Raw genomic sequence first — 21,064 nt, 5'->3', positions numbered from 1 at the left:
TCGTCACACCGTGTTCGACCGCTCTTGACCGCTGCGAGACCGCTCTGATCGCTCTCGATCCGTTCAAGACCGTTGAACCGTCATGGAAGTCGTCCCACGCTGGCCTTGACGCTGGGCGTGACCATCGGGACAGACGGTAGAATCCGCCCCCGACGCGGGTGTAGCTCAATGGCAGAGCTGTTGCTTCCCAACGCATGCCTTCGGGCCGACGATTCGACTCGTCATCACATGCTCCGCATGTGAACTCATCTCACCGTCGAAACCTCCCTCACCTCGTCCATTTCGGGGACCAGTACCGTGTCCGGTCAAGACCTCATCTGAAGGTCCTCATCGGCATCAAGACACGACGATCCAGACCTTCATAACCACAGGTTTTTTGACCCTGTTTTCACGGTGGGTCGGTCCGGGTCGGTAGTCCAGGTAGGTCGGTGGTTCCCCAGCGGTCCACCGGTTAAATCGACGTTTGGGACTCCCAAATCTCGGACACACGGGGTCCCACATGGAGGGTGAAAAACTAAGGTCCGGAGATAACAGTTTTCTTTTTTATATAGAGAAAACATAAATCACTTATCTGCGGTGACCCAAATTTTTGGGGAACCAGGATTTTTGGTCGGGCTATGGCCTCGATCTCGACCACATCAGATCCGTTGCCAACCAGTCGGACGTGTGGGACGGTCTTCAAGATGGCGCAACGGCTGAGCTGGCTTAGCTCAGCCGTTTGCCGTGAGCGAACAGCTCACGGATCGATGCCATCGGAGCACGCTCGGTCAGTTTCGATCGCTTCTGATCACTCTCGATCACACCGGGTGGCTTCACCTGCACTCGGTACTCGATCAGGACGACCTGCTCCTGTTTGGCGTTGTCGAAGCCTTGCTTGATGACCCTGACGGTCGATCTTGTGCGGTTGGTGAAACCGAACATCGTGTCGAGCAACGCTCGCAGTCGGTTCCAGGGTGTGGTGTTCTCGTTCATGTCGTATCGCCTCCTGGCTGTATTTATCGACATGACCACAGTGTTCTGACCTCCAACCTTCCCCGAGAGTCGTCCCAGTCACACCCCGGTCCCTCACCTCCCGCAGATTCCGTCGCCCACCTAGCCCCGATCAGGAGCTTTGAGAGAAACGCCTTTGGTGCGTGACGTGCTACAGGTTACAGTTGGTGACGACCACCTTTCTTCGCATGCGGGACGACCGCTGTTGGCCGCGAGCGGACAATTTTCAGGAGCACTATCCACTTTCCCGAGGCTGCAAGACGATGTTCGAAATGGAGCAGCACGCCGCACTTAGCAGAAGGTGATGAGAATTGCAGTGAAGCAGACTGAAAAAGCAACCAAGAGATTGAGGAAATGACATCAATCAAAAAACTTGTACTCAAAAACTTCAAGCGCTTTCGAAGTCTTGAGCTTGATTTCGACAATGAGCTCAACATTCTTGTGGGAGGCAATGAGGCAGGTAAGAGCTCTGTGCTCCAAGCACTGGACTTGGTCATGAGCGCTAGCCGAAGTAAGGTGACTTCATTTGGTCTGGATAGTCTCTTCAGCCAAGACTGCATTACCGAGTTCCTGGCCAGCGATAAAGCACTGGTTAACTTGCCTGAAATGATTGTCGAAGTTTTCATATCCGGGCTGGCAGACGCTGACTTCGATGGTCGCAACAACAGTACGCGTCGCGACGCAGTGGGCATCAAATTGGTCTGCAAACCAATTGACGAATTCTTGCCCAACATCAAAGCTATTCTTGATGAAAAGGTCGAGAGCCTTCCATTCGAATACTACGGTATATTTTTTTACTCCTTTTCAGAGGAGCCCTTCTTCCCGCACATGAAGCCGTTAAAGCACGTCTTGATTGACAGCGCGCAGATCAACAACGAATACGCGACAAACTCGTATACGAGGTCAATGTATATCGCTCACGCCAACGTGGTTGAGCGGAACTTACACGCCTTTGAATATCGCCGAGCCAAGTCGAAGTTTCGTGATGAACATTTGAAGTCGGTCAATGATCTGCTGAACGATACATACAAGTTCGATGTTAGGACGAACCCCAAGGCGAGCCTTGAGACGGACATAATAATTACCGAGGACGACATCCCGATTGACGCCAGAGGCAAGGGTCGCCAATGCTTCATAAAGACCGAGTTCGCACTGCGCGACAGAGAACATTCGTTAGACGTACTTCTACTGGAAGAGCCCGAGAATCACTTGAGCCATGTCCACCTGAAGAAGTTGATTGACCGGATACACGCATCTACCAAAAAGCAACTTTTCATAGCAACACACAGCAGCTTCATAGCGACTCGACTGAATCTCAAGAATGTGCTGATTCTCAGCGAGCAAGAGCCCTCGCGCCCTACCACGCTGAAGCACCTGAGCAAGTCAACAGCTGAGTTCTTTATGAAAGCGCCGGACAACAACGTGTTGGAGCTCGCGTTGTGCAGCAAGGCAATACTGGTGGAGGGCGACGCAGAGTTCATTCTGATGGACGCTCTCTACAAGAATGCCGCGCCCGGCTTCAGCACGGACAGCGACGGCGTGCACGTGATATCAGTCGATGGTACAAGCTTCAAGCGGTATCTTGAGCTTGCTCACCTCCTGGGAGTACGCGTGGCGGCGATCCGAGACAACGACCGCGACTACCAGGCCAATTGCGTAGCCAACTATAAAGAACACGTCTCAGCTTCGATTCAAATCTTTGCTGACACTGATAACGCTCGAAACACCTTCGAGGTCTGCATGTACCAAGATAATAAGAAAATATGCGATGACGAATTTTTGGCTGGGCGGGTGTCGTTGACGGTTGAGAACTACATGTTGAAGAACAAGACGGACGCCGCCTTTCAGTTGCTAGAAAAACGTGGCGCTGACCTCGCAGTTCCATCCTACATAGCGAAAGCCGTCGAGTGGATAAGAGCGTAGTTTTTGCGGTCGCTGGTTCTGGCAAGACAACGAAGATTGTCCAGCAGCTGGACGAGAAACGTCGATACTTGCTCATAACGTACACCGATGCGAATCGAGACAATCTTCGCCGCAAGATTCTTGAGCGATTCGGAAACTTTCCGACCAATATAAAGCTCTTGAGTTACTTCAAATTTCTCCACAGCTTCTGCTATCGACCATTCCTTCGCAGTGAGAAAAATACCAGAGGTTTGCTGTTTACTCTTCCTCCTGTCAAAGACAGATACGCTCTCACTGACGACCGGCGATTCATGTCAGCGACTCGCCGGTTGTACTCCAATCGTCTTGCGAAGTTTGTCGAGCAAACAGGGACCGTGCCGCCCGTCGTCGCGCGATTGGAAAAGTATTTTGACGCGGTGTACGTCGATGAGATTCAAGACTTCGCAGGCCACGATTTCAACCTCTTATTGAAGCTAGTCCCAGCCAAAGTTGAATTTTTGTTCGTCGGGGATTTTTACCAACATACCTACGATACAAGCCGAGACGGAAGTATTAACAATACTCTTCACGACGACTACAAGACATATCGAAGCAGGTTCAAGGCTGCAGGTATGCGCGTTGACTTGGAAAGTCTGAAGGCGAGTCGAAGGTGCTCGAAAAATGTTTGCGACTTCATCTCTGAGAAAATTGGTATCGCCGTCGATTCAAGCGGTGAACGTATCTCAACCGTTCGTTTTGAGGACAACCAGCACGCTGTCGAGGCGATTTACGCCGACAACGCAATCGTCAAGCTGTTCTACCAAGAGCATTACAAGTACGGCTGCTATTCGGAAAACTGGGGCGCATCGAAAGGGCTTGACCACTTCAACGATGTGTGTATTGTGCTGAGTGCGCCTAATGTAAAGGCTTGGAAAAACGATACTTTGAAGGCAATCAATCCAGGCACGAAAAACAAGTTGTATGTGGCCTGCTCTCGTGCGCGGGGAGACCTGACGTTCGTTCCAGAGGCTCTTCTGAAAAAATACAAAAAAACAGCTTGCGCTTAGGCTGGCTCATCAGTCAGGAACCGATTGGGTTGTCCGGAGCGATGAACGTCTATAGCTACGTTCGAGGGATTGCATTGAGCACTATTGATTCGTTAGGCTTGAATTTTATGGACCGCATGGCAGATAGCGCAGCTGACGGGCCAAAAGTAAGCCTCTCCATTTCTGCCTTGCGGCGAGCCCGATGACCGCTACGGGCCAAAACCGTCGGCTGCCGCTTCTTGACAATGACCGCTTCGCAGCGAAAGCCGCCTTCAGCGTTGGCGCCCAAGATGTCTGCATTCGGCCAGATAGCCGACGGTCGAGTGTGAATAAACGCAACCATCACAGCTAAGATTAGTGAAATGTTGCAGATCCTAAGGCTCGGTAGTGCCATCCTCGCAGTAGTCTTCTACGGCCTGTGGTCGTATGGTGTGCCGGGCCGATTCGACGCCTTCGCGGGCTTTGCCGGTGCTGTCTTTGTGCTGACAACGGTGGTGGAGGTCCGAAAACCGACACTTACGCCACATGATCACCGGCTTTTCGCCGAGTTCAAATCGCTGTTTGCCGATAGCTCGCTGATCCCTGTGTTCCATTCACACGACTTCCTCCTTCCGTTTCAGAAGGCCGGGGTAGATCCGCTGTACACCGTAGATGCAATCTGGGGCGATGCTGCACATTCTTTCAACGACAAGGCCCTTGAAGGAAAGCGGGTTGCCTTCGTCCGGGCTGCGTCCGAACTTGCCCAAGAAATCGCACGCGGAACAATCCCAAAGGACGCGTACGTGACGGTGATACCGCGTGAAATGGATCCTGAGAACTTGCCTGATTGGGTCAAGCAAGATGCTCAGGCAATCAATGCCAAAGTGCCTGCGTTCATCCAAGCGCATGAAGAGCTTTTGCGGATTGGGGCGCAGCGCGGCGCGGATGGCGGGCTGTCATAGTGCCCGAAGATTGCTCGAATCGCGCGATCCTCAGATCGCTTGAATCTTCGCTCGACCGACTGGAGGAAGCTGCGTGGTTCATACGGATGATGGAAGACCACTATCACCAAGCAGACCGCTTCCGTTGGTCGCTGAACTCCTTTCTTAGAGCACTGAAGGAGGTAGTACAGCTTGTCACCATGGAGGTTCAACAGCGCTCTGAGGTGTCAACGTGGCTTAAAGCGGAAAAGCTTGCGCTTTCTCAAGAACCCTTGATCTCGCTACTTTTCAAGCAGCGTGACGTAGTAGTCCACAAGTCGATGCTCAAGCCGGCCAGCAAGGGCTCAGTCGGATACACGCGGGGGCGCGGACTGAAGATTGGTCTAGGTTTGCCGATCGATCCCTTAGCAGACAGCGAAGCGGCGATCATCAGATACATCCAATACGTTGCGAAGGACATGGATTTTCTTGGAATCCTCTACACCGAAGAAGACGGGGGTGGCGAGTACACGTGTGTCCAGCGCGAGTGGCGGCTCGAACAAGCACCCGATCAAGAGCTCACACAGCTCGCGGCGCAAGCCTGGGAACGAGTTGCCAAGTTAACGCTCGACGCCGCCACCAAGCTAGGCGCACACGTCATCGAACCTAAGTTCAAACTGCGAGACCCGAATCACGTGCAATTCGAGGTATACGCACCTTCTTGGGTGAAGGAGCAACTCGCGCTAGCAAAGGAGCGCATCACAAAGCATAGGGGCTTATCCACACCTGGGCCGTCTTGATCTTGATGCCTTTAGAGGGCTTCCAAGTACGGGGAACTGTAGCATCGGTTTCACAGGCCGGGATGTACGCGGCTACCGCTGCCGCCGAAGCCAACACCCAATCCGACCCGCGGCTGGACTATGCTTTCGGTATCCATCCGGAGGATCACGTCTTGAACGATCAAGCCCTACGCACCGGATCAAGACTTCTATCGGCGTATCGCCTCGATTCAGAACGAATCTACATCATCACCGAATGGGACCGTAGCTGTACGACGGTCCTTCTGGCGTCGGAGTATTGAGCCGTGGCTACACCCGGTCCGGTTCCCGTATGCTCAGGGAATGATCGATATCGACCTCTCTCCAAAGACTTACAAGCGTTCTGAATCCATCGTTTTTCACAAGACGAAGGAAGCGTTCGGAGACCTCTCGAACATGGTTGCCGGCTATCCGATCAAGATCGATGGCACGCACATTCTGACGAGCGAAGCGCTGTATCAGGCGTGTCGGTTCCCGCATCTTCCAGAGGTGCAGAAGGAGATCATCGGGGCGGCCAGTCCGATGACCGCCAAGATGAAGGGCAAGCCGCATCGCAAGGACTCGCGGCCCGACTGGGATGAGCAGCGTGTTGCGATCATGGAATGGTGCCTGCGCGTCAAGCTCGCGATGAACCGAACCGAGTTCAGCCGCTTCCTTCTAGCGACGAAGGAAAAAGCGATCGTGGAGCAGTCGGCCAAAGATCCGTTTTGGGGCGCGCTGGTCGTCGATGACGAAACGCTGAAGGGCCAGAACGTCCTCGGCCAACTGCTGGTGGGTCTACGAGAGGAAGTCAAGGCTGGCACCGTAGAGCATGGCTTCGTTGAGCCGCTTGCGATACCGGAGTTTCTTCTGTACGGCCAGCCGATCCCAAGGCTGGGCTTCAGGTCTTCACTCGCACAATAAAGGAAAGCGATCGAAGCCATCGCGGCTTCGTCGCTCAGTACACCGCCTCGGAACCCGAGACGGCGCATCGGGGTCAACTGCTCATCGGCGCTTCATCCATCTCGGAGGCAGTGCGCTCCTTGCCCTTGCCCTTGCCTGATGTCTGCTGAAGCAACTCATCCAGTTCGCCCTCATCGCACGCAGCAACAACACCTTCCAGGAACTTGATCACCTTTTCCTTCGCGTCTATGACGATATGTGTTCCGCCACCGGGAAGCTGGATGAGGCGCGGACCGACTCGAAGTGACACTTTGTACTGAACCTTACCGCCGCCAAGCGACTTCTTGGAGACCCAGGCGTTGGTCGAGAGAACCGCATCGCTCTCGACCTCAGCGATCTGACGTTTGGCGTTATTGATGAAGTTCACGCGAAGACGAGTGGCAAGGTCGAGATGCTTCAAGTGCGAGTACGAACGGGTGGTTTCGATGGTGCCGAAGGTGCTGAGGTTTTGAAGAAAAGACATTTGATATTCCTTAAAAAGTTGAGATTCGTTAACTAGAAAATGATGGGATGGTGAGTTGGCGGGTTAAGCCTTCAGCTCATAGTTGAAGCGCACATCCATGCGGCGCACCCTGAAGCCCGGTTCGGTCGTCTCGGGCTTGATCGAGAACCGACCCGAGACGGACTTGCGATGGACCATCACGTACGTCGCACCGGCTTCGCGCAACTCCACGGCCTTGCGCACCAGCTTCTCGTTGTAGTTCGCACGAACGTAGATCTTCTCGGGGTCGTAGCCAACCGGACCGCCGTATCCCTCCGGAAAAAGGTCTGCATCACGGCAAACGACGTGCGGGCTCATCGCCTTGAAGGCCGCAAGCTGATCGATTGCCTTGTTGCGCTTCGAAGCCGCTTGGCGACGGGAAGGATTGGTCTTAGTAACTTTCATCTGATAACTCCTGTTGGTTGGTTGCTCAACCGGTCTGGTTGAGATGCCCTGTGAATCAAGGCATGTACGCAGTATTCCGCGAGCAGCCCTGCACTAACAGATGAAGAAGAACTAGAGTATTTGGTTTGTTAAGATTCGGCATGAAAAACGAACTCCCATACCGCCTGTGGCACGCGGCCTTGCAGCGAAGCGACCGCAAAAAGTGGTCGAAAAAGACACGGGAATACCTCGCCTTCGCGGACGGCCTACCGTTTGATGAGTGGTGGGGGCAAGTGCAGGAGTACTTCTTGCCGCCCGAACCGTTCACCGTCATGCCGGTTGACGCAGAGCAAGAGGCCAACGAGTGGTGGGGCGAATATGGCGACGACGCGAGCGTGAAGCTGCTGTATGTCAATCTCTATACACCTTCATCAGTGCTGGTGCGTGACTTCGGGAGACTTGTGCGCTCCCTGGCCAAGAACAAGCCAGGACGCCCCCCGATCGATCAAACGCTGGTCGACTTCCCCTTGGCCAGAACGCCGAATGTCCCGCTGATCGAAAAGATGCTGGGGTGCTACGACGTCTGGTTAGAAAACCAGCGGCGCCCTCAGGTTGCTAGGCGAAAGCTGTACGACATTGGGGTGCTCGCCAAGGTCTCTACTGGGTACGAGGTGAAGGACGTCAATGACCGCAGCCGAGAAGCCGCAGCCAAGAGAGAACTGATGTCGATCACCACGTCGCGGATGATCAAGCGCGCCAAGACGATGATCCAGAACGTCGAGAAGGGCGTGTTTCCCGTCTACTGAGGACCTACAGCACTTCGCGCCAGAAAGCGCCTTCAGTCGCGATCTTCCACGCCTTGTCCCCGCGCGGTCGTGCCGGCGGCAAATCCATCTTGAACAGTATGGAATCCGCCCTCAACCCAGGGAGCCGCGGACGCAGGTGCGTGTTGATGAAGTAGATGAACTGCATCTGCTCGATGCTGACTTGATCGCCGCGTCCCGAACGGATGAGGGTGAGCAGCGCGTCGCGCGTAGCCTTGTAGGTTTGCCAATCCTTGGCTTCCCACAGCGCGATCGCTGTCTGGATATTCACGGTCGTCGCCGTGTTGGTCTGGTTATGGTTGTCGTTGGTACTGAGGTGCATGTTCCGTCTCCCGCATGAGTCCTGCACCTGTATTTATGGCTCTTCCCCTGTTGTCCGGCAGCGTTTATGACGGGATGGTGGGCGCATGGTCAAGAAACACATCGCCCCATACACACTGTCCCAACAAGATCGGAACACGCTGCTCGCAATCATCGACGAGCAGTTTGGTCCCGGACTGACCAGCGACGAGTTTGCGGAAGCGATGCTGGATTTGTTCGAGAACATTCCAGGCTTCGAGACCATGCCGCCTGCCAAGGCGAGCTACATCGTCAACCAACTCTGGAGCACCTACCATGGTCAAGAAGCCTGCTGAAACTATCGAACACAACGAGACGGTCGAGGACGGAACGGATGCCGTCGTGACGTCCTCGACGTCTTCAGAACCGATCGAGATCGATCTGAACAAGCCGCCGATTCGGGAGGCGATCGAGGTCGGCAAAGCTGCTCTTGCCGAAGGAAAAACGAAGGCTGACGCGGCGCGTGCGATCTTTGCCCTGATCAAGCACGAACCCAAGGAAGTGATCGTCGCAGCCTTCGTCGAAGGCGCCACGCTCACAAGCAAGGGTGCTCTGACCTACTGGTACAACGTGCGCCGTAAGGCAGCCAAGGATGCCGCTGCATCGGCCAAGAACTGAGCAAGCGTAGGGTACGCAGTCAGCCTTCGCTCCGTTACCCAACTTGACTTTTTCGGTCCAACGGATCGCTGACATCTGCGGGGTTTCCCGGGATCGAATCTTCCTCCGGAGGCGATGCGGAGTCGTCTCTGAGTGCGCGCCACATCTCCGCTCGATGCGGATCACTGTGCACAGCGGCCCAATCCGAAACAGTGCGCAGTCGATCCGCGTCTAGGGCGTAGAAATAGCGCTTCGTCTTGGCGGTCTGTTCGATGCGTATTTTTGGCAGGATGAGGCCCATCCACCCCAGAAGATCTTGCAGTTGACGAACGGGCTTTTTGCCAACATCCGCTCGAACAGACACGCTGAAGTAGCGTTCAACTTGAGCCTTTTGCTTCAGCACCGTATCGGAGAACGCGCGAAGTTGGCTAGATTCGATTTCGACCTCGGGATCAAAAGCTCCATCGCGCATGATGCCCGCTGTCGTGAAAATCTCCACGAGTAGCTGCTTTTTCTGAAGCCCTTGTTCTTGATCCGAAGTCAGAGAGTGCGCGTCCCATCTGTCCTTTTTCCGCAGTGCATCATCGCTATCCATCAACATCTCGAGGCGGCGGACAGAGTCGCGAAGCCGCCCCTCGTCATCCGCTTCTAGCAGGTCAAGCGTGGCATCGCAGCGGTAGAACGCCTCGATCTCATAGCGACGCATAGCGGGCTTGTCGGCGTCTTTGAGCTTCTCCTGACGCTCTAAGGATTTCAGGGCCACATAACGTTCACTCGTGATCTGCGGCGCCGCAAGAATTCGCTCGAATTCATTTCGCCGTAGAGCTTCCTTGCCGGCCTTGCCGACCTCTTTCCCCAGCCTCGAAGTTTCTTTGTCGACCCCAACGGTCTCGACGCTCCACCCGTTGCTTTTTCTGAGCTCGATGAAGTTCTTGCGCAAGCGATTTTTTGAAGCTCGCTCACTGGCAGTGACCGCCGCATAGAACGTGTCGTATAGGTCGTCATAGACCAATCTTCCACCGCTCTTGATGCGAAGAAGCTGCCGGTGTTCCGCGCCAGATGCCAAGAGCTCCGCCTTGATCGCCTCGTCGTCTGTCTCGAACTCGAACTCCTGCGGCGAGATCCAAACGTTGACTCGTTTCGGGTTTCGGACGCGGGAGAGCTGCTGATCGATGTCGAAGTGAGTGTTGATCCTTGCCTGGAAGAAGCCGTACACAGCATCGATCAATGACGCGTCGTCCTCAAAGGTGATGTCGATGCCAGTCCCAAGCGCAGGAGACGTGAAGATCACTTGGTAGTCCAGCGCGCGCGTCCGGATGTGCCGGACGATCGCCTGAATCTCAGGCTTCTGGGAATTTTCCGAAGTAATCTTCAACGGTCTGACCTTGCCATCGAAGCGTCTCTCCACCTCGCCCTCCAAGCTATCGACGAACTTCTTTGAGTTTGAGCACACGAAACAGCGCTCACCACGCGTCAGGCTTGCAATGAGTTCTCCTATCAGCGGATCGGGTTTGGTGCCGTCGTAGAGGTGGATGGTGCGGATGTTGGGCTGCCACCAGTTCAGCAGTACCTGAAAGTTGCGATCGCGGTCGTCGTCCAGCAGAGCATCTAGGACCTTGACCGTCACATGATTCAGGTCGGCATCAAGCAGATACAGCGCTCCGGCCTGCTTGAGGTAGTACTGAAACCGCATCAGCACATCGCGGCGGCGCTCACGAAGTGTTGCTGATAGCAGATGCGCGAACACTTGCTCCACCTCGTCGATCAGCACGATGTCATAGCGGTCGAGCTCAGTGTCGAGCTTTTCCAAGCTGTCTACACATACCGCGTAGTGACGGTTCGGAGTTCGATAGCTGGTTTTCGCGTCGGCGCCGTCGTCGTCGCCGTCAGCAAAGGCCAGGTAGCTTGTTAAGCCGATCCGCTCCGCAGTGGCTGAAATCAAGGCCCGGCGGTGGCCGATGAGGAGTACCGATAGATCGGTAGCTTTGGCCTGGGAAACAAGCTGCTTCAGCCATTCGGTTTTGCCACTGCCCTTCGGGCTCTTGATCAGCGTGATATCGGCGCGCGCCTTGAACTCGTAGCCGACGAGCTGATCGCCCATGTCCATATCGCCATACGAGGGATAAGGTTCAAGCTGGGGGCGCAGTTCAAAGGCTTGATCTTCATAGGGCAAGTACCTCACTTCGCTCCACTGGCGCACCTGTCCGCCCAGGATGGCAGACATATTGATGTTGCCGTCCTCATCCATGTGGTTGCTGTACTGCTCATAGGTCAGCGCTAAGACCGAGTTCCAGTGGTAGTCGAATCGATAGGTCGAATGCTGAACGCCGGAGCCGTCATCGACGAAGAAGGTTGCTTTGCAGGTGCTGCACGATAGCCCTGGGACATCATGACGGTTGCGCAGCGTGAAGGCGCTTGGCCGGTTGTCGATGTGATTGGGGCAGAAGATGCTGGTGCGGGGCGGGAGACCCCGAAGCAACGCGACTTCTCCTCGTGACGTTCGGACGGTGGCATCAGCTGCGACGGTCATGCGGGAGCGGACGGCACTGGGGATGCCTTTTCCGGACTCACCGTCTGAGGTCGATCTCACGCGGCTCTCATCGGCCCGGACCTGAAGTTCTTCTACGGCCTTAGCAGGGAGACGTTTTCCAACCACGATTGGAGCGGAGTGCTGGGAACCGAAGAACAAACGGCAAGGATCAGAGCAAGCACCGTCGGCGCCGAACCTGACAATCAAGCCAGTCAACGCGCGTTTCAGTGCCTCCGCGTCATCAATCGGGCTTTCCAGCTCGAACACCACTCGGAAACGGTGCGCGTCCGTTGTGTGGCTCGGCGTCGTGTAGAGCAGGCTTCCGAACTCCTGGAAATATGGGTCTTCAAGGACGGTCTCGACGTTCAGACCATGGTCGATGTCGACGGCTAGGAAGCCTGAGACTGTGAAGTTTGCTGACTTGCGCCAGCCCTTTTCGTGCTGCGCGCAGAAAGCGAATCCTTGATCGATCAGCGCTGCCAGCTCTGTCGGGGTGACATCAACGTTCTCGAACTTGCCGTTCGCCTCCTTCAGTGCTTCACCTGACGCTTTGTTCACAAGGTGACGGTTGATCGCGATCAGCATCTGCGATGGCCCTCGTCGTTGCCTCGGTGTAGTCGGCAGGATTCCTGCCGAACGTCTTCATGCGGCGCGGTTGAGCGCAGCCGGCCGTCCGAAAGTGGACAAGGGGTGGATTCCAACCTGACGTGTTGGTAAGTGATGTATGGGCGCATGCCTTCTCCGTTCTTCTCATCGTAATGATCGCCGAGTTCCGCGCGGCGAGATGGACAGGTGACGGTGGCTCAAGCTGGAGGCTCGGGTTTCGGAACTGAACGGAGGCTATGGCCGACGTCTACCGTGTCCAGGGGTATTTATGAGAGAGGCCTCGTTCGCTGGTATCGGTACGTCCAAAAGCTGTTGCCCAGGGTCAAGACCGAAGGGATGGTGGACTGGAATCAACCTACACCCTTGGAAGGCACCCATGTCCATCATCAAGCGCGGCAACAGCAAGGTCTGGTACATCCAGTTCCAGATGAACGGAAAGACGTACATCAAGTCGTCCAGAACGACCGACAAGAAGGCGGCGCAGCAGATCGAGACGGACTGGAAGGCTCGGCTGCATGCCGAGCAGTATCTGGGTCAGAAGGAGCGAATCACGCTGAAGGCGGCGATGGCGCAGCTCTGCGAATCCAAGGCCGGCACGCCAAACCATCGCGGTCTCGTCAACAGCTCAAAGATTGTTTGCCGCCTGATGCCAGCGAACAAGGCTCTAGAGGAAATCACTTCGCATGATCTCGAGCGGTTCAAACGCGACCGCCTGACCGAGGGTTCAAGCGCTCAGACCGTGCGTCACAACCTCAATCTCATTCGTAGCACTTGGAAGTACGCGAACCGGCTCGGCTACCGCACAGCCGAGCTGAACTTTCCCGAGGTCAAGCTGGCGAAGTCACCGCTGCGCTACCTTTCCGACGAAGAGGAACGCCGGTTGCTGGCGTGCCTTGATCCCAAGCGGGAGGTGAAGGGGTTACCGCCGTATGAGCAGCGACTTCCTGAAATGAAGCGCAGCATGCAGGATGCCTACGACCTCGTCGTCATGCTGCTCGACACGGGAGCAAGGTATGGGGAGATTGCCAACATCGAGTGGTCGCGCATAGATCTGAACGATCGGTCGATTCACCTGTGGCGTCCGAAGGTGCAGAACGAGGCGATGCTGTACATGACAGATCGTGTGTTCGCCATCCTCAGCCGACGCGTTGTCTCTGCGGGTCGATACGTCTTCGAAAACAAGCAAGGTGGTCCACGGGGCTACGCAAGCCTTGCGATCCGCAGAGCGATCCGCAAGGCAGGTCTTGCTGACACCAAGATTCACACACTGCGGCATACGCATGCTTCGCGACTCGTTCAGAACGGCATGAGCGTCTACGAGGTGCGCGAAGTCCTCGGGCACACCGACATCAAGACGACGATGCGGTATGCGCACCTTGAAACGCGTCAGGTCACGTCGAAAGCTCGGGATGTGATTAATCGGTTAAACGGCCGATCACCGAATTTCGCGGAATCAGGGCTTTCGATGCCCGTCAGGGAGGCGCTCGGATAACTTATTCGTGGTAGCTTCATGCAAGGCCATATTGGAGGTGCAATTGCGTGGATAAAAAAGCTCAAGTCAAGGAAGGTGAATCTTCCCAGTCAGTGCCAGCAGACCATCTCGAATCGGGTCTTGCCCAGGCTGCGCAGAACGACGAAAGCGCTGAACTACACGGGGCTCTTCCGCCAACTGACGCTGACCAACAGGCAAGCGACGCTGATCCGGCCGCTGCACAAAAGTCGGTGAGTTGGTTGAACCGCTGGGGGCCTGTGAAGCGATGGACTCGATACATTGAGTTCAAGCATCGCGAAGGCAGAGGCCCCGATTTTTGGCGAACCCAAGATTCTGAGGAGAATGAAACGGGAAAACTTGGCGCCGATGAAGGAGTTGAACTACCGGCGCTGTGGGTTGCCGAACTCTACACGCCATCCACTGTAGGCGGGCTGCTAAAAGGAATCGGCGATTTAGGTTGGGAACACGGACGAAGCGGGGACAAGGATTTGGCCAAGTGGATGAGCGACGTCCGAGGGGGGCGCCAAGCTGGATGGACAAGCCTTGGATTGGTATCGTCTCCAACTGATCCACACTTTATGAGAGATCGTACTGCAAAGCTGCCTCCCGGGGTTACGGGAGCTCTACCGATCCTGATGTCGTTAACGCCAAGCCTTACAGCGTTTATCGTCGTTTTTCTTCTTGACCGCGACACCGCGGCTTCCTTGCAAGGTCCGCTGCGTGCGGAGTTTCAGACGATTACTCGACGCGACCCACTCTATAGACCTTGGCATGTTATTCGGCATGTCTTAATGAATGGCGAGCTTCGCTTAGGTTATAGCATTCTCCAGCCTAACTCTCTTCGGCGCGAGGCTGTCAGATCAATAGTTCAAAGACTTGAAAAAGGCTGTGTGCAGTGGGTTAAAGATCGCCTCCCGGGTGCGTTTGCATCATTGCCGGACGTGAAGAGCCCTAGCGCAATTCTTTTAGTCACCGAGAAAGTCGCGCCTCTATCAGAAGATGCCCGCAAGATCAGAGCGTTCCATGGGTTGGCGCTCGACCGAGACTACGATGCGTGGGAGTCGGACGAATGGCCAGGAGCAAGGCTGGTGCTACCACGTAGTTGGAGTGACGAAGGTAGTCGAATGATTTTTGCGTGCAGACGATTTGATGCGTTCCCAGACAGCGCAGGCTATCACGACATTAAATCAAACGGAACAATTGCTTATAGGGCGAATGATTTGGTTGGCGGGCTACTGTCACGATGGGCAATTACGTGCTTGCTAGACGGCTATCATCAAAGCCTATCAGCTTTACGTGATCGAACGGCGCTAAATAAGAGATTTCGTACGATTCGAGATTTAAAAGCTCTTAGAACCCTTACAAACACCACTCTTTACGATATCAGCGCATCAGCCCAGGAGATTTCTGAGTTTATTGATGCGGATCATTCATATTCTTACAATGTTATGGAGATGAATTATGTGCGCAATGGATCGAGTGCAAGGCATGAGCTTTTGAATGGACTAAAAGCAGCACAGAGTGTTCGAGCGAGACAACTTCAGCGCGATGCGGCACTTCTCCAATCCACACTGGAAAATAGCAACAACCTCACCCAGACAATCTCAAACATTCGAATTCAGCGCTTTGTTGTTTTTCTAACACTTATATCTATAGGCATCGCTTCCTGGGCCTTGTTTATGTCTTTGCAGACGCCATCGCCTTAAGCTACTTCCAGTGAGCGTATAGAACACACCTCACGCGCCATCAGGCGTTTCTCTCAAAGCTCCTGATCTACCCTCGGGCGAAATGGAAAACCGCGCGCCTCCGTAGGCGCGCCAGGGAGAGCGCCTGTGACCTGTGTGCGTCATACTGACAAGCCCTGGAGAAAGGTTCCGCCAGTGTTTGCTCCCGTGGTCTACAACGCCGATTCGTTGGGCGGGTTGCACTCGGAGGGTTAACGATAGGCTCCTATCATGAGCGACTACTTCCGTTCCGTTTCCGTCCGGATCACTGAGCCGGTCCGTGGCCGCTTCTACTGGGCGATCATTGAGAACCTAGGCGTTGCATCGATGTTCAACGAACTGGCGGCGGCTATCGATCCCTATGACACTTGGGAGGAGGCACGCCAAGCCGGCGTCGCCGAACTGAAGAGGCGCGAACCGCAGTTATGGGCGATGCCACCTGAGGGCTGATCGAAGTGCAGGCGGACAGGCAATGAATCCCGCTCCTTTCATAAGGCGTCGAACCAAGTTCGTATGGGAAGGCGGAGGGCAACGTCCCGATCCACGAACGCAGAGCCAGTGCCCTCCAGCTTGTGCGCTCGTGCGCCAAAGGATCAGCAATGGAAAACCGCTGGTGCAACGCCTGTGGGGAAGCCTTCTTACCTAGACCTCAGTCGCCAAGGCAGTTTTACTGCACGAAGGCCGAATGTCAGAGAGAGCGGCGAAGGCTTTGGCAGCAGGCGAAGCGGCGCAGTGACCCTGACTATCTATCTAACCAGACGCAAGCTCAGAAAGCATGGGCGGAAAGAAATCCGACCTACTGGCGAAACTATCGAGATGAGCACGCAAGCTACACCGACCGGAATCGACTTCAACAGCGCAATCGCTACGAACGCAATAGCCGCGACTCAGCTGCACGCAAGGCGCTCACTTCCTCCCGTCTACCACCATCCGGGCTGTACAAGATGCAGCGCGTAGACATCGAGGGGCACAAGATGGACGTGTGGATCGTTCAACTCACAGCCCTCCCCGAATGCGACGAGGCTGCACGAGTCACAAGCTGAGATTGCAAAGAGAGGATGTGATCGTGCAGTCTGCGCTGACCTGTTACCTTGCTTAGACCTCAAACGGAGCTTCTTAAGGACCTCGCAAGGTGCCGGGTCTGGAAAATGGAAGGCCTCAGATGGATCACAAATCGACCGAACAAGCCAGCGCGTCGGTGCCCCCCAAGCTGAAGGCTGCAGAGTATGTGCGGATGTCCACCGAGCATCAGCAGTACTCAACCAGAAACCAGAACGACAAGATTCGAGAGTACGCGAATCAGCGCGGCTTTGAGATTGTGAAGACCTATGCGGACGAGGGGAAAAGTGGACTGCGCATCGATGGCCGTCCGGCATTGCAGAGTCTGATCCATGACGTCCAAACCGGAGTAGCCGACTTCACACTGATATTGGTCTACGACATCAGTCGCTGGGGACGGTTCCAAGATGCTGATGAAAGCGCCTACTACGAATACATATGTCGTAGAGCTGGCATTCAGGTGGCTTACTGCGCAGAGCAATTTGAAAATGATGGATCACCAGTTTCGACGATAGTCAAAGGCGTCAAGCGAGCGATGGCCGGCGAATACAGTCGAGAACTGTCAACGAAAGTTTTCGCAGGCCAATGCCGATTAGTTGAACTCGGATTTCGACAAGGTGGGCCTGCTGGTTTTGGTTTGCGGCGTATCCTCTTGGACCAAGGGGGAGAAAAAAAAGGAAGTCTTGAGCGAGGACAGCAGAAAAGCCTTCAAACGGATCGAGTGATACTTAGCCCAGGTCCAAATTCCGAGGTAGCCGTGGTCCGCGAGGTTTATAAGTGGTTCATAGAGGAAGGTCTTTTTGAATCAGAAATCGCGAAGCGCCTGAATAATCAATCGATACGAACTGAGCTAGGCAGGGATTGGACCCGGGCAACGGTGCACCAGATGCTGACTAACGAAAAATACATCGGGAGCAATGTATATAACAGGGTGTCCTTCAAGCTGAAAAAGCTCCGCGTCGTTAACACCCCAGAAATGTGGATCCGCAAGGAGAACGCGTTTGAGCCGCTTGTCGACCGCGATCTCTTCTACACGGCGCAGGGGATCATCAGAGCTCGAGCGAGACGCTACAGCGACGAAGAGCTAATTGATCGACTGCGAGGGCTTTACCGCCTCCGAGGCTTCCTCTCGGGCATCGTGATCGACGAAGCGGATGGCATGCCGTCATCCTCAGCCTACATGTATAGATTCGGGAGCCTCCTTCGGGCCTACCAGTTAGTTGGCTATACGCCTGATCGGGACTACCGCTATCTTGAGATCAATCGAACGCTCAGACGTTTACATCCAAAGGTAGTCGGTGATGTCGAGGGAAACATTACAGAAATTGGGGGGCGTGTCTTCAGAGATCCCGCAACAGATCTGATAGACGTAAATCATGAATTCAGCGTCTCCATAGTTCTTTCGCGTTGCCAGCGAATCTCCGAGAGCACATTTCGGTGGAAAATTAGATTCGACACAGGACTCGCTCCAGATATTACCGTTGCCGTGCGTCTAGACTTGGAAAATACGGCGATGATGGATTACTATCTTCTTCCTCGATTCGACTTTTCAAGTTCCGGCATTAGTTTGGCGGAAAAGAATTCTATAGAAATCGAAACTTATCGATTCGATAATTTGGATTATCTGTACGGCATGGCCGAGCACATTCGAATGAAGAGGGCCGCATGACGAGTTCGCCTCAACTGCGCGAACTGCGGATGATTCCAATGGAGCGCATCGACGTATTAAATCCGCGTGAACGCAATCAGGGAATCTTCTCAGAAATTATCAAGAACATCGACTCAATCGGACTCAAGAAACCCATAACGGTCACGCCACGGCCTGGCGACGACGGTGCTGAACGCTTTCTACTCATATGTGGCGAAGGACGTCTCAAAGCCTTCAGCGCTCTAGGGGAAACGCGCATTCCCGCACTGGTCGTAGTCGCGAGCGACGAAGACGCCTTCCTCATGAGTCTCACAGAAAACATTGCGCGCAGGAAGTACCGGGCATTGGAGCTTTTAAGTGGCATTGGCCTGCTCAAGGACAAGGGCTATGGAGCGCCTGAGATCGCGAGGAAGATTGGCCTAAGCTCTTCCTATGTTCGCGATCTTTTGACGCTTATCGAGCACGGCGAAGAGCGCCTCTTGGTTGCTGTCCAAAACGAACAGATACCACTAAACGCGGCTCTTTGCATTTTGGCTGCTGGCGACGACGATAAATCCATTCAGCAGGCTTTGCAGAATGCATATGAGTCCGGATCTTTGCGTGGCCGTCAACTTATGGAGGCACGCCGTCTAATTCAAAAGCGTCAGCAGCTAGGGAGGTCGGTTAGTCGAGGAATGTCCCGAAAGAAGGCGGATGTTACAACATCCAGTCTCGTTCGAGAGTACCAGAAAGAGGTTCAAAGACAGCAGATTATGGTACGTAGAGCCTCAGCATCCCAAGAGCGGTTGCTTTTTATTGCCGGTGCATTGCGTAGACTCATTGCAGATGACAACTTCACCAACCTATTGCGTGCCGAAGGCTTAGACACTATTCCAAAATATTTGGCCGAACGCATCATACAGATGAGGGCTTAATCATGAGTGGGGTAGTTATCGGCTTTCTTCTCAAGCCGGTTGTTGTAAACATCGAGAACATATTGCCGTCCCGGCATTGGTCCTCCGCTCTTTCGCTTACGACAAAGTACAAGCAAATTAAAGCCTCTATAGAAGAGGTGGACCTAATTGAACCGCTGTCCGTGGGGCCCGTGGATCGACATACTTCCCATCACGTGCTACTCGACGGGCACATTCGATTGATGATTTTGCGCGAATTGGGGCGTATCGAGGCGCCGTGTCTCGTGTCTACGGATGATGAGGCGTACACATACAATAATCGGCTGAATCGTCTCTCAACAGTGCAAGAGCATTTAATGATTCGAAGAGGCGTAGATAGAGGCGTATCTCCCGACCGTCTTGCAAAGGCATTGAATGTTGATGCCTCGCAGATTCTGAAGAAAATAAATCTGCTCGATGGGATCTGCCCTGAAACCACAGAGCTGCTTAAGGATCGCCAGTTTTCTCCCGAAGTTTTTGCAGCACTTCGAAGAATGAAGCCTGTGCGGCAACTTGAGTGCGCAGAGCTTATGATCTCGGCTAATAACGTTACGGTTGCCTACGCCAGGGCTCTGTTGATTGCAACGAGTCCTGAGCGATTGGTTAATGCAGCTAAGGCACCGCGAAAGAAGGAGATGAGCCAGGAACAGGTCGTAAGGATGGAGAAGGAGATGACCAATCTCCATGATCAATACAAGATGGCAGAGCAAACGTACGGGGACGATATGCTGAATCTGGTTCTCGCTCGCGGGTATATAGCAAAATTAGTCGATAACAAGCATGTTTTTCGCTATCTGGAGCAGCATGAGTCAGCTCTGCTGGAGCAGTTTGTCAGCATTACTAAAATAGGATCTACTGAGGTCTAGAGATTTTCTAAGATCTACTTCTCCGAGAAAACGAATGCGTTTCTCTCAAAGCTCCTGATCGGGGCTAGGTGGGCGACGGAATCTGCGGGAGGTGAGGGACCGGGGTGTGACTGGGACGACTCTCGGGGAAGGTTGGAGGTCAGAACACTGTGGTCATGTCGATAAATACAGCCAGGAGGCGATACGACATGAACGAGAACACCACACCCTGGAACCGACTGCGAGCGTTGCTCGACACGATGTTCGGTTTCACCAACCGCACAAGATCGACCGTCAGGGTCATCAAGCAAGGCTTCGACAACGCCAAACAGGAGCAGGTCGTCCTGATCGAGTACCGAGTGCAGGTGAAGCCACCCGGTGTGATCGAGAGTGATCAGAAGCGATCGAAACTGACCGAGCGTGCTCCGATGGCATCGATCCGTGAGCTGTTCGCTCACGGCAAACGGCTGAGCTAAGCCAGCTCAGCCGTTGCGCCATCTTGAAGACCGTCCCACACGTCCGACTGGTTGGCAACGGATCTGATGTGGTCGAGATCGAGGCCATAGCCCGACCAAAAATCCTGGTTCCCCAAAAATTTGGGTCACCGCAGATAAGTGATTTATGTTTTCTCTATATAAAAAAGAAAACTGTTATCTCCGGACCTTAGTTTTTCACCCTCCATGTGGGACCCCGTGTGTCCGAGATTTGGGAGTCCCAAACGTCGATTTAACCGGTGGACCGCTGGGGAACCACCGACCTACCTGGACTACCGACCCGGACCGACCCACCGTGAAAACAGGGTCAAAAAACCTGTGGTTATGAAGGTCTGGATCGTCGTGTCTTGATGCCGATGAGGACCTTCAGATGAGGTCTTGACCGGACACGGTACTGGTCCCCGAAATGGACGAGGTGAGGGAGGTTTCGACGGTGAGATGAGTTCACATGCGGAGCATGTGATGACGAGTCGAATCGTCGGCCCGAAGGCATGCGTTGGGAAGCAACAGCTCTGCCATTGAGCTACACCCGC

Annotated in this window: 20 protein-coding genes; 15 read left to right on the top strand and 5 right to left on the bottom strand. The window is 54.3% G+C overall.

The features are described from left to right. Nucleotides 1–705: 705 nt before the first annotated feature. A complete protein-coding gene (locus A9977_RS17695) occupies nt 706–972 on the bottom strand; it encodes a hypothetical protein (RefSeq protein ID WP_183026172.1) in 267 nt (88 codons plus the stop codon). A 372-nt stretch (nt 973–1,344) separates the two neighbouring features. Between A9977_RS17695 and A9977_RS17690 the strand changes: the two genes are divergently transcribed. From A9977_RS17690 to A9977_RS17670, 5 genes are all read left to right on the top strand, one after another. Beyond that, complete coding sequence (locus A9977_RS17690) at nt 1,345–2,913, top strand: ATP-dependent endonuclease (protein ID WP_183026187.1); 1,569 nt, start codon at nt 1,345–1,347, stop codon at nt 2,911–2,913. Then, a complete protein-coding gene (locus A9977_RS17685) occupies nt 2,898–3,938 on the top strand; it encodes an AAA family ATPase (protein WP_183026186.1) in 1,041 nt (346 codons plus the stop codon). Before A9977_RS17690 ends, A9977_RS17685 begins: the two co-directional genes overlap by 16 nt. A gap of 341 nt (nt 3,939–4,279) precedes the next feature. Continuing rightward, complete coding sequence (locus A9977_RS17680) at nt 4,280–4,858, top strand: hypothetical protein (RefSeq protein WP_183026185.1); 579 nt, start codon at nt 4,280–4,282, stop codon at nt 4,856–4,858. An 86-nt stretch (nt 4,859–4,944) separates the two neighbouring features. Then, nucleotides 4,945–5,616 (top strand): hypothetical protein, encoded by a 672-nt coding sequence (locus A9977_RS17675; protein WP_220811878.1) that lies wholly within the window; start codon nt 4,945–4,947, stop codon nt 5,614–5,616. Nucleotides 5,617–5,937: 321 nt separating this feature from the next. Then, the gene (locus A9977_RS17670) at nt 5,938–6,537 is read left to right on the top strand and encodes an NADAR family protein (RefSeq protein WP_183026184.1); all 600 of its coding nucleotides are present in this window, start codon (nt 5,938–5,940) and stop codon (nt 6,535–6,537) included. A gap of 73 nt (nt 6,538–6,610) precedes the next feature. Here A9977_RS17670 and A9977_RS17665 read toward each other — a convergent pair whose 3' ends face one another. Together A9977_RS17665 and A9977_RS17660 are read right to left on the bottom strand one after the other, a co-directional pair. Next, nucleotides 6,611–7,039: a hypothetical protein gene (locus A9977_RS17665; RefSeq protein WP_183026183.1), complete on the bottom strand. Its 429-nt coding sequence runs from the start codon at nt 7,037–7,039 to the stop codon at nt 6,611–6,613. A 63-nt stretch (nt 7,040–7,102) separates the two neighbouring features. Beyond that, nucleotides 7,103–7,462 (bottom strand): hypothetical protein, encoded by a 360-nt coding sequence (locus A9977_RS17660; RefSeq protein WP_183026182.1) that lies wholly within the window; start codon nt 7,460–7,462, stop codon nt 7,103–7,105. A 140-nt stretch (nt 7,463–7,602) separates the two neighbouring features. On the opposite strand from A9977_RS17660, the gene A9977_RS17655 reads away from it, so the two are divergent. Then, the gene (locus A9977_RS17655) at nt 7,603–8,247 is read left to right on the top strand and encodes a hypothetical protein (RefSeq protein ID WP_183026181.1); all 645 of its coding nucleotides are present in this window, start codon (nt 7,603–7,605) and stop codon (nt 8,245–8,247) included. A gap of 4 nt (nt 8,248–8,251) precedes the next feature. On the opposite strand, the gene A9977_RS17650 is transcribed toward A9977_RS17655, so the two are convergent. After that, entirely contained in the window at nt 8,252–8,587 is a 336-nt protein-coding gene (locus A9977_RS17650; RefSeq protein ID WP_183026180.1) for a hypothetical protein, read from the bottom strand. Between the two features lie 85 nt (nt 8,588–8,672). Between A9977_RS17650 and A9977_RS17645 the strand changes: the two genes are divergently transcribed. Beyond that, a complete protein-coding gene (locus A9977_RS17645) occupies nt 8,673–8,900 on the top strand; it encodes a hypothetical protein (RefSeq protein ID WP_183026179.1) in 228 nt (75 codons plus the stop codon). Next, on the top strand, nt 8,881–9,222 hold the full coding sequence (locus A9977_RS17640; protein ID WP_220811876.1) for a hypothetical protein: 342 nt from the start codon (nt 8,881–8,883) through the stop codon (nt 9,220–9,222). Before A9977_RS17645 ends, A9977_RS17640 begins: the two co-directional genes overlap by 20 nt. Nucleotides 9,223–9,256: 34 nt before the next feature. Here A9977_RS17640 and A9977_RS17635 read toward each other — a convergent pair whose 3' ends face one another. Then, on the bottom strand, nt 9,257–12,316 hold the full coding sequence (locus A9977_RS17635; RefSeq protein ID WP_183026178.1) for a plasmid replication protein, CyRepA1 family: 3,060 nt from the start codon (nt 12,314–12,316) through the stop codon (nt 9,257–9,259). Between the two features lie 397 nt (nt 12,317–12,713). On the opposite strand from A9977_RS17635, the gene A9977_RS17630 reads away from it, so the two are divergent. The 7 genes from A9977_RS17630 to A9977_RS17600 all read left to right on the top strand — a co-directional run bounded on the left by A9977_RS17630 (nt 12,714) and on the right by A9977_RS17600 (nt 20,513). Further along, on the top strand, nt 12,714–13,829 hold the full coding sequence (locus A9977_RS17630) for a site-specific integrase (RefSeq protein WP_183026177.1): 1,116 nt from the start codon (nt 12,714–12,716) through the stop codon (nt 13,827–13,829). A 47-nt stretch (nt 13,830–13,876) separates the two neighbouring features. After that, entirely contained in the window at nt 13,877–15,535 is a 1,659-nt protein-coding gene (locus A9977_RS17625; RefSeq protein ID WP_183026176.1) for a hypothetical protein, read from the top strand. 249 nt (nt 15,536–15,784) lie between these two features. Then, a complete protein-coding gene (locus A9977_RS17620) occupies nt 15,785–16,003 on the top strand; it encodes a hypothetical protein (RefSeq protein ID WP_183026175.1) in 219 nt (72 codons plus the stop codon). Between the two features lie 712 nt (nt 16,004–16,715). Beyond that, nucleotides 16,716–18,281, top strand: coding sequence for a recombinase family protein (locus A9977_RS17615; protein ID WP_220811874.1), 1,566 nt, complete (start codon nt 16,716–16,718; stop codon nt 18,279–18,281). Beyond that, nucleotides 18,278–19,174, top strand: a complete 897-nt coding sequence (locus tag A9977_RS17610; protein WP_183026174.1) for a plasmid partitioning protein RepB C-terminal domain-containing protein — start codon at nt 18,278–18,280, stop codon at nt 19,172–19,174. The genes A9977_RS17615 and A9977_RS17610 overlap by 4 nt, the downstream gene beginning before the upstream one ends. A gap of 2 nt (nt 19,175–19,176) precedes the next feature. After that, entirely contained in the window at nt 19,177–20,058 is an 882-nt protein-coding gene (locus tag A9977_RS17605) for a plasmid partitioning protein RepB C-terminal domain-containing protein (protein WP_183026173.1), read from the top strand. A 188-nt stretch (nt 20,059–20,246) separates the two neighbouring features. Beyond that, nucleotides 20,247–20,513, top strand: coding sequence for a hypothetical protein (locus A9977_RS17600; RefSeq protein WP_183026172.1), 267 nt, complete (start codon nt 20,247–20,249; stop codon nt 20,511–20,513). Nucleotides 20,514–21,064 lie beyond the last annotated feature (551 nt).

The organism is Variovorax sp. UMC13 (genome assembly GCF_014170375.1).
Classification (GTDB): domain Bacteria; phylum Pseudomonadota; class Gammaproteobacteria; order Burkholderiales; family Burkholderiaceae_C; genus Variovorax.
The sequence above is the reverse complement of the archived record's forward strand: the minus strand, read 5'-3'. Positions and strand labels throughout refer to the sequence as shown.

What these genes read in the sequence shown, in the direction of transcription:
- A9977_RS17695 (WP_183026172.1), bottom strand. Translation starts at nt 972, where the DNA reads ATGAACGAGAACACCACACCCTGGAACCGACTGCGAGCGTTGCTCGAC.
- A9977_RS17690 (WP_183026187.1), top strand. Translation starts at nt 1,345, where the DNA reads ATGACATCAATCAAAAAACTTGTACTCAAAAACTTCAAGCGCTTTCGA.
- A9977_RS17680 (WP_183026185.1), top strand. Translation starts at nt 4,280, where the DNA reads ATGTTGCAGATCCTAAGGCTCGGTAGTGCCATCCTCGCAGTAGTCTTC.
- A9977_RS17675 (WP_220811878.1), top strand. Translation starts at nt 4,945, where the DNA reads ATGATGGAAGACCACTATCACCAAGCAGACCGCTTCCGTTGGTCGCTG.
- A9977_RS17670 (WP_183026184.1), top strand. Translation starts at nt 5,938, where the DNA reads ATGATCGATATCGACCTCTCTCCAAAGACTTACAAGCGTTCTGAATCC.
- A9977_RS17665 (WP_183026183.1), bottom strand. Translation starts at nt 7,039, where the DNA reads ATGTCTTTTCTTCAAAACCTCAGCACCTTCGGCACCATCGAAACCACC.
- A9977_RS17660 (WP_183026182.1), bottom strand. Translation starts at nt 7,462, where the DNA reads ATGAAAGTTACTAAGACCAATCCTTCCCGTCGCCAAGCGGCTTCGAAG.
- A9977_RS17655 (WP_183026181.1), top strand. Translation starts at nt 7,603, where the DNA reads ATGAAAAACGAACTCCCATACCGCCTGTGGCACGCGGCCTTGCAGCGA.
- A9977_RS17650 (WP_183026180.1), bottom strand. Translation starts at nt 8,587, where the DNA reads ATGCACCTCAGTACCAACGACAACCATAACCAGACCAACACGGCGACG.
- A9977_RS17645 (WP_183026179.1), top strand. Translation starts at nt 8,673, where the DNA reads ATGGTCAAGAAACACATCGCCCCATACACACTGTCCCAACAAGATCGG.
- A9977_RS17640 (WP_220811876.1), top strand. Translation starts at nt 8,881, where the DNA reads ATGGTCAAGAAGCCTGCTGAAACTATCGAACACAACGAGACGGTCGAG.
- A9977_RS17635 (WP_183026178.1), bottom strand. Translation starts at nt 12,316, where the DNA reads ATGCTGATCGCGATCAACCGTCACCTTGTGAACAAAGCGTCAGGTGAA.
- A9977_RS17630 (WP_183026177.1), top strand. Translation starts at nt 12,714, where the DNA reads ATGTCCATCATCAAGCGCGGCAACAGCAAGGTCTGGTACATCCAGTTC.
- A9977_RS17620 (WP_183026175.1), top strand. Translation starts at nt 15,785, where the DNA reads ATGAGCGACTACTTCCGTTCCGTTTCCGTCCGGATCACTGAGCCGGTC.
- A9977_RS17615 (WP_220811874.1), top strand. Translation starts at nt 16,716, where the DNA reads ATGGATCACAAATCGACCGAACAAGCCAGCGCGTCGGTGCCCCCCAAG.
- A9977_RS17610 (WP_183026174.1), top strand. Translation starts at nt 18,278, where the DNA reads ATGACGAGTTCGCCTCAACTGCGCGAACTGCGGATGATTCCAATGGAG.
- A9977_RS17605 (WP_183026173.1), top strand. Translation starts at nt 19,177, where the DNA reads ATGAGTGGGGTAGTTATCGGCTTTCTTCTCAAGCCGGTTGTTGTAAAC.
- A9977_RS17600 (WP_183026172.1), top strand. Translation starts at nt 20,247, where the DNA reads ATGAACGAGAACACCACACCCTGGAACCGACTGCGAGCGTTGCTCGAC.